Annotated in this window: 4 protein-coding genes; 2 read left to right on the top strand and 2 right to left on the bottom strand. The window is 66.5% G+C overall.

What is annotated here, in order from left to right; translation table 11 throughout:
* Positions 1-134 precede the first annotated feature (134 nt).
* Both ACFWXH_RS23890 and ACFWXH_RS23885 read right to left on the bottom strand, forming a co-directional pair.
* Entirely contained in the window at positions 135-1730 is a 1596-nt protein-coding gene (locus tag ACFWXH_RS23890; protein ID WP_379123811.1) for a cisplatin damage response ATP-dependent DNA ligase, read from the bottom strand.
* A 214-nt stretch (positions 1731-1944) separates the two neighbouring features.
* Positions 1945-2955: a ligase-associated DNA damage response exonuclease gene (locus ACFWXH_RS23885; protein WP_379123810.1), complete on the bottom strand. Its 1011-nt coding sequence runs from the start codon at positions 2953-2955 to the stop codon at positions 1945-1947.
* Between the two features lie 479 nt (positions 2956-3434).
* Here ACFWXH_RS23885 and ACFWXH_RS23880 point away from each other — a divergent pair, with 479 nt between their 5' ends.
* Together ACFWXH_RS23880 and ACFWXH_RS23875 are read left to right on the top strand one after the other, a co-directional pair.
* Positions 3435-4340: a methyltransferase gene (locus ACFWXH_RS23880; protein ID WP_379123809.1), complete on the top strand. Its 906-nt coding sequence runs from the start codon at positions 3435-3437 to the stop codon at positions 4338-4340.
* A gap of 873 nt (positions 4341-5213) precedes the next feature.
* Positions 5214-7916: a ligase-associated DNA damage response DEXH box helicase gene (locus ACFWXH_RS23875; RefSeq protein ID WP_379123808.1), complete on the top strand. Its 2703-nt coding sequence runs from the start codon at positions 5214-5216 to the stop codon at positions 7914-7916.
* The last annotated feature ends 335 nt before the right edge of the window (positions 7917-8251 follow it).

Genomic DNA, 8251 nt, shown 5'->3' with positions numbered 1-8251 from the left:
CCCCCCTTGCGGGGGAGAAAGGATTTTCACGATCTTAGACGAGCACGCCCGCAGGGCGGCGCAGGCTAAGTCGTAGAAAATCCAAGAGAGGGGATTTTCAGCTGAGAGGTTCGCGTGATTTCTCGATTAGCCTCTCAATCCAGCAGCGCCTGCAGCGTCTCGATGCGGTCGGCTTCGGCGGTCGGCTTGTCCCAGCGCAGGCGGGAGATGCGGGGGAAGCGCATGGCGACGCCGGATTTGTGGCGCGTCGAGCGGTTCAGGCCTTCGAAGGCGACTTCCAGCACCAGGCCGGCGGTGCGGTCGGCGCGCACCGAGCGCACCGGGCCGAAGCGCTCGATGGTGTTGTCGCGCACATATTTGTCGATCTGCTTCAGCTCCTCGTCGGTGAAGCCGAAATAGGCCTTGCCGACCGGCACCAGCTCTTCCGCGCCTTCCGGGCCCGACCAGACGCCGAAGGTGTAGTCGGAATAGAAGGAGGAGCGCTTGCCGTGGCCGCGCTGGGCATACATCAGCACCGCGTCCACCGTGTGAGGATCGCGTTTCCACTTGAACCACGGGCCCTTCGGGCGGCCGGCGACGTAGGGAGAATCCCAGCGCTTCAGCATCACGCCTTCGATGATCGGGTGCGGCGGGTTGCTGCGGCCGGCTTCGAGTTCGGCCCAACCGGTGAACGCCACCAGCGGCGAAAGATCGAAGCGGGCAGGGTCGAGCGTCTTGATGAACTCTTCCAGCCGGCCGCGCCTTTCGCGGAAGGGCAGGGCGCGCAGGTCTTCGTCGCCCAGCTGCAAAAGGTCGTAGCAGCGCATGAAGGCGGGGTATTGCGCCTGGATCTTCGGCGACACGCTCTTGCGGTTCAGCCGCTGCTGCAGGTCGGAGAAGGTGCCGGTGGCGCTGGGCGAGCCGACCAGCAGTTCGCCGTCCAGCACTGCTTCGAAGTCGATCGCGTCGGTGAGGTCGGGGAAGGCGCCGGCGACATCCTCGCCGGTGCGCGAATAGAGCCGCCGCACGCCGCCTTCGGCTGCCGCCTGCACGCGGATGCCGTCCCATTTCCATTCGGCGGCGTAGTCGGCGGGGTCGAGCTTGTCGAAATCCTTGTCCTCGGCCGGATGCGCCAGCATGACGGGCCGAAACAGCGCCTTGGCCGCGCGCTCGGGCTTGCCGGTCTTGCCCTCCAGCCAGGCGAACAGCTCGCTGTAGGGCGGCGTCAGCCCATGCCACAATTCCTCGATCTCGCTCACGTCGACCTGGCCGAGATCGGCTGCCGCCTGCTTGGCAAGCCGTGCCGACACGCCGATGCGCAGGCCGCCGGTGACCAGCTTGATGATGGCGAAGCGCGCCGAGATGCCGGCGCTGTCGAGCAGGCGCGCCAGCACTTGTCGCGCGTCGGAGCGGCTGGCCGCCTGCAATTTCGCCACCACCTCGCCCAGCGTCGGCACATGGTTGGCGCGCGTGGCCGGGTCGGCCGGCCACACCAGCGAGACGGTCTCGGCAAGGTCGCCGACATAGTCGTAGGAATAGCCGAACAGCACCGGGTCCATGCGCTCGGTCACCAGCGCGCGCAGCATGGCCGGCTTCACCGCGGCGATCGACAGATCCCCGGTGATCGCCGCCAGCGCATAGCCGCGATCGGGGTCCTCGACGCTGCGGAAATAGTCGGTCAGCAATTTCAGCTTGCCGTTGCGCGAAGGCGTCAGCACCAGCCGGTCGAGCAGTTCGGCGAAGCGGTTCATGAGCGGATGTCCCCGGCGGGGGCGGAAAGCGGCTTGGACAAAAGCCACGGCAAGACACCCCCACCCCTAACCCCTCCCCTCAAGGGGGAGGGGAAGCTGCCGCATGCCAAGTTCCCCTCCCCCTTGAGGGGAGGGGTTAGGGGTGGGGGTCTCCTGCCACGTTCCGCAAAGGTCCCCGCGCCGTCTCGATCACCTGTGCCGCCGTTCCAGCCCGTCATTGCCCCTCATCCTCATAACCGATGAGATGCAGCGGCTTGGCCGTCAGCCCTTCCAGCTCGCACCAGCGCACCAGCGCTTCCTCGCGGCCGTGGGTGACCCAGATCTCGCGCGCGCCGGTCTCCTTGATCGTCGCCGCCAGCTCATCCCAGTCGCCATGGTCGGAGATGATCAGCGGCAGCTCGACGCCGCCCTGCTTGGCGCGCTGGCGGATGCGCATCCAGCCTGACGCGAAGGAGGACACCGGGTCTGGGAAGCGCCGCGCCCAGCGGTCGGCGAAGGTGGAGGGCGGGCCGATGACGACGGCCCCGGCGAAGTCCGCCTTCGTGCCTGTCTCGACCGTCGCCGGTTCGAGCTGGCCGAGATCGATGCCCTGGCTCTGGTAGTAGTCCGAGATCTTCGCCATCGCGCCGTGGATGTAGATCGGCCGGTCATAGCCGGCGTCGCGCAGCAGCCGCATCACGCGCTGCGCCTTGCCCAGCGCATAGGCACCGACCAGGTGCGAGCGCTCCGGGAACTGCCCAACCGAGCGCAGCAGCTTGGCGATCTCGTCCTCAGCCGGCGGATGCCTGAACACTGGCAGCGCGAAGGTCGCCTCGGTGATGAAGACATCGCACGGCACCACCTCGAAGGCCGCGCAGGTCGGGTCGGGCTGGCGCTTGTAGTCGCCCGAAGCCACGATGGTGAGGCCGTTGTATCGCACGGCGATCTGCGCCGATCCCAGCACGTGGCCGGCCGGGTGGAAGCAGACGGAAACGCCGTTCAGGTTGATCGTCTCGCCGAGCCGGGCGGCCTGGGTGGTGCCGGCGAAATCCTCGCCATAGCGCAGGGCCATGATGTCGAGCGTCTCCTGCGTCGCCAGCACCGAGCGATGGCCGGAGCGGGCATGGTCGGAATGGCCGTGCGTGATCAGCGCGCGGTCGACCGGGCTGACGGGATCGATGAAGAAGTCGCCGGGCGGGCAGTAGAGGCCCTGGGGCCGGGAACAGAGCAGGTCGCTTGGGCGCATTCTTTCAGGATAGGTCATCGCCCGCCGGATGAAAGATGCTCCTGACAAGCCTGCTGCCAGATTTGTCAGGAGGTGCGGTTCGCTGCAGGCAAATTGAAAGGGCCAGTGGAGCTTTCCAAGGGCTCGAATGCCCCGAGGACGTAGCCGAGGGCCCGGACGATCCGCATAGGGAAGGGACCCCCACCCCTGACCCCTCCCCTCAAGGGGGAGGGGACCAGCCGATATTTCCGCTAGGCAAAATCGTTGGCGGTTTGGCAGGACATAGCGGCCGCAAGTCACCCGGCCTCCAAGGGGAGGGAGACCAGCCGGCATTTCGGCCGGGCAAAATCGGCGGTGGTTTCGCAGGTCATAGCGGCTCGCAAGTTCCCCTCCCCCCTGAGGGGAGGGGTTAGGGGTGGGGGTATCTCGTCGAGGGTCGATCGAGGGGGCTTGCGCGGAATACCGCTCTCCGGCTAAGCGACGCGCCGGAGATTCTCCTCATGAAACCGCTACCCGCTTCGTCGGGCGACCTGCTTGCCGACCGCCGCGCCGATTACGCGGAGGCGCTGTTCGCGTCGCACGATTATGTCGATGCCGCCGCGCTGATGCTGGGCGCGCTGGAGCTGGCGCCCGGCTGGACGCTGGGCTGGTTCCGGCTGGGCGAAATGCAGGAGGCGGCCGGCGATCTCGAGGCAGCCGCCCACGCCTGGATGATGGCGCTGAAGCTCGACCCGGCCGACCGGCCGGGCTCCGCGCTGAAACTGGCGCTGATCGGCAAGGCGCCGGTTGCCGCCGCCCCGCCCAGCGCCTTCGTCGAGGCGCTGTTCGACCATTATGCGCCGAACTTCGACACCTCGCTGGTGGAGAAGCTGGACTACCGCGTGCCGGAATATCTGGACGAAGCGATCCGCGCGCAGGACAGCCGCCGCTTCCGCCTGGCGCTCGATCTCGGCTGCGGCACCGGCCTGATGGGCGAAAGGCTGCGCCCGATCGCCGACCGCCTCGAAGGCTTCGACATTTCCGCCGCGATGCTGCGCAAGGCCGAGCGCAAGGGCGTCTATGACCGGCTCGGCAAGGCCGACCTGCAGCAGTTCTCCTATGACGGGCCCGCCCCCGATCTCGTCACCGCGGCCGATGTCTTCATGTATGTCGGCGCGCTGGAGAAAGTCGTCGCCACGGTCGCCGGCCTGCTGGCCGCGGACGGCCTGTTCGCCTTCTCGGTGGAAAAGCTCTCCGGGCCCGACGGCTTCGCCCTGCAGCCCTCGCGCCGCTACGCGCACTCCGAAACCTACGTCCGCGCCGTGCTTTCCGCCAACGGCTTCTCCGTGCTGTCACTCGCAGAGCGCACCATCCGCCAGGACAGGCGTGAACCGGTCGCGGGTCTGATTGTCGTGGCGGGACGGTAGGGCGCAGGCGCGACGCCTCTATCTCCCCCCTTGTGGGGGAGAAAGGATTTTCACGATCTTAGCGAGCACGCCCTTTAGGGCGGCGCAGTCTAAGTCGTAGAAAATCCAAGAGAGGGGATCTTCAGCTGAGGGGTTTCATAGGTGAGAGCCTTCTCTTCTCCGAAACAGATGAGAAGAGCAGATCGCCGACGTTGTGCCGGCAAATCCCCTCTCTTGCGATTTCTAGCACTTAGCCTGCGCCGCCCTTCGGGCGTGCTCGCTAAGCTGCTGAAATCGCTTTCTCCCCCGCAAGGGGGGAGATGAGGGTGCCGCGCCCGGTCGCTCCTCACTATCAACCGGCAAACCCCTCTTTTCACAGAGTCTCGCACCATCTAACCAAGGGTGCCCAATTCGCATCGTCTGGGCGAAGCGTCGACGCTGCTATCTCCCCCCTTGCGGGGGAGAAAGGATTTTCACGATCTTAGCGAGCACGCCCGCAGGGCGGCGCAGTCTAAGTCGTAGAAAATCCAAGAGAGGGGATCTTCAGCTGAGGGGTTTCATAGGTGAGAGCCTTCTCTTCTCCGAAACAGATGAGAAGAGCGCCGACGTTGTGCCGGCCCTCGGCTATGGCCTCGGGCGTTCGAGCCTTTTGAAAGGTCCACCGGACCTTTCAATTCGCCTGCGGCGAACCAGGCTCTCACCCCCTCTCTTGCGATTTCTAGCACTTAGCTGTGCTGCCCTTCGGGCGTGCTCGTCTAAGATGCTGAAATCGCTTTCTCCCCCGCAAGGGGGGAGATAGAAGCGCCGCGTCCGGTCGCCTACCTACCCAAAGCCGATCCCCTTTTGTTCCAAATTCCGCTTGGCTGTTACGCACACCCGCGCTAGGTCTTTCCCGTGACCGCCGAACCGCGCCTTGCCGACGAGCCCGCCCTGCTGCCCGAACCGTTCACCCGGTGGTTCGCGGCCAAGGGCTGGGCGCCGCGCGCGCATCAATTGGAGCTGCTGGCCAATGCCCGCGCCGGCCGCTCCATGCTGTTGATCGCGCCGACCGGCGCCGGCAAGACGCTGGCCGGCTTCCTGCCGTCGCTGACCGAACTGGCCGGCCGCCCGAGGCGCCGTCCGGGCGAGCGGCCGCGCGGCGTGCACACGCTCTACATCTCGCCCTTGAAGGCGCTGGCCGTCGACATCGAGCGCAACCTCGGCAAGCCGGTGGAGGAGATCGGTCTGCCGATTTCGATCGAGACCCGCACCGGCGACACGCCCGCCCACAAGCGCCAGCGCCAGAAGCTGGCGCCGCCCGACATCCTGCTCACCACGCCCGAACAGCTGGCGCTGCTGATCGCTTCCAACGGCGCCGACCGTTTCTTCGAGGATCTGCGCTACATCGTGCTCGACGAGCTGCATTCGCTGGTCACCTCCAAGCGCGGCCACCTGCTGGCGCTGGGGCTGGCGCGCCTGCGCACCTTCGTGCCGGACCTCACGGCCATCGGCCTTTCCGCCACCGTCGCCGAACCCGACGAGCTGCGCCGTTGGCTGGTGCCGCAGGCGCCTTTACCCTCCCCCTTGAGGGGAGGGTCGGCGAGCACCCTGAGCGAAGCGAAGGATGTGAGCCGGGGTGGGGGTATCAACGCGCCAACGTTTCCGACCCCCACCCCGGCGCTTCGCGCCGACCTGCCGGGGCGAGCCACGGGTCTCGCCCGTCCTGCGGACCCCCTCAAGGGGGAGGGTAACTTTCCCATGGCCGGCCTCATCACCGTCGCCGGTGGCGCCAAACCCGACATTTCCATCCTCGATTCCCGCGAGCGCGTGCCCTGGTCCGGCCATTCGGCGCGCTACGCCATTCCCGAGATCTACGAGGCGATCCGCCGCCACAGGATGACGCTGCTGTTCGTCAACACGCGCAGCCAGGCCGAGCTGCTGTTCCAGGAACTGTGGCGGGCCAATGAGGATGCGCTGCCGATCGCCCTGCATCATGGCTCGCTCGAAGTCGGCCAGCGCCGCCGCGTCGAGCAGGCCATGGCCGACAACGCGCTCAGCGCCATCGTCGCCACCTCCACGCTCGACCTCGGCATCGACTGGGGCGATGTCGACCTCGTCGTGCATGTCGGCGCGCCGAAGGGGGCGAGCCGCCTTGCCCAGCGCATCGGCCGCGCCAACCACCGCATGGACGAGCCCTCCAAGGCGATCCTCATTCCCGCCAACCGCTTCGAGGTGCTGGAATGCCGCGCAGCACTCGATGCCAACTATCTCGGCGCGCAGGACACGCCGCCGCTGCTGGCCGGCACGCTGGACGTGCTGGCCCAGCACGTGCTGGGCTCGGCCTGCGCCGCACCCTTCGACGCCGACCGGCTTTATGCCGAGATCTGCACTGCCGCGCCCTATGCCGAGCTTGCCCGCGAGACCTTCGACCGCGTCGTCGATTTCGTCGCCACCGGCGGCTATGCGCTGAAGAGCTACGAACGCTACGCCCGCATCCGCCGCACCAAGGAAGGGCTGTGGCGCGTCACCCATCCGCGCATCGCCCAGCAATACCGCCTCAATGTCGGCACCATCGTCGAGATGCCGGAGCTCAATGTGCGCTACGTGCGCCAGGGCCGCGGCATGGCCGGGCGCGGCGGCCCGGTGCTGGGCAAGATCGAGGAGTATTTCGCCGAGACCTTGCGGCCCGGCGACAATTTTTTGTTTGCCGGCAAGATATTGCACTTCGAAGGCATCCGCGAGAACGAGTGCGTCGTCTCCAACGGCACCGGCGCCAACATCATCGTGCCGAGCTATGCCGGCGGCAAGTTCCCGCTTTCCACCTATCTGGCCGAGCAGGTGCGCGCCATGCTGGCCGACCCGGCGCGCTGGCAGAACCTGCCCGAACAGGTCGCCGAATGGTTAGCCATGCAGAAGCTGCGTTCGGTGCTGCCGAAAAAGGGCGACATGCTGGTCGAGACCTTTCCGAAGGGCAACCGCCACTACATGGTCTGCTACCCCTTCGAGGGCCGCCTTGCGCACCAGACGCTGGGCATGCTGCTCACCCGCCGGCTGGAGCGCGCCAATGCCCGCCCGCTCGGCTTCGTCGCCACCGACTATTCGCTGGCCGTGTGGGCGCTGGACGACATGGGCGCGCTGTTCAAGGCGAAGCAGCCTTCGCTTGCCGAACTCTTCGACGAGGACATGCTGGGCGACGATCTCGACGCCTGGCTGAACGACAGCTGGATGCTGAAGCGCACCTTCCGCAACTGCGCCGTCATCGCCGGCCTGATCGAGAAGCGTTACCCCGGCCAGGAAAAGAGCGGCCGCCAGGTCACCGTCTCGGCCGACCTGATCTACGATGTGCTGCGCAGCCACGAGCCCGACCACATCCTGCTGCAGGCCACCCGCAGCGATGCCGCCGCCGGCCTGCTCGATGTCAGCAGGCTTGGCGCGCTGCTCTCGCGCATCCGCGGTCGAATCGTGCATAAGGTGCTGGACCGCATTTCGCCGCTGGCCGTGCCGGTGATGCTGGAGATCGGCAAGGAGCCGGTGAACGGCGGCGCCAATGAATCGCTGCTGATGGAAGCGGCCGATCTGGTCGAAGAGGCAATGGGACCGGGGGCCAGGACCACTTAATATGATCGAAATGGCGCCTGAAACGGCAAAGAGATGCCAGGAGAAGTCCGAAGGTCGATGGGGTTCCATCGGCCGAGGAGTTCGACGCCGCAGATCGCAGCCGTTTCGGCGTCCTTCGGATGTGGGCCATCTGCCCGCCTACAGCGCATGTCCCGTGCGGACGATAGTCCGCACGAAAGGAACATCCGCCATTTTAGATGTCGGAGCGTCCTTTGCGCGTTCGTTGAACGCGCGGCGCTCCGATCTCGCGAGGGACTTGAAAGCCTTCAGGCTTCCTTCGCCCTCGCTCACCCGCATTTTCCAAATGGAAAATGCAAACTCAAAATCGGCGCATG

This window comes from Mesorhizobium sp. NPDC059054 (assembly GCF_042739215.1).
Lineage (GTDB): Bacteria > Pseudomonadota > Alphaproteobacteria > Rhizobiales > Rhizobiaceae > Mesorhizobium.
The sequence above is the reverse complement of the archived record's forward strand: the minus strand, read 5'-3'. Positions and strand labels throughout refer to the sequence as shown.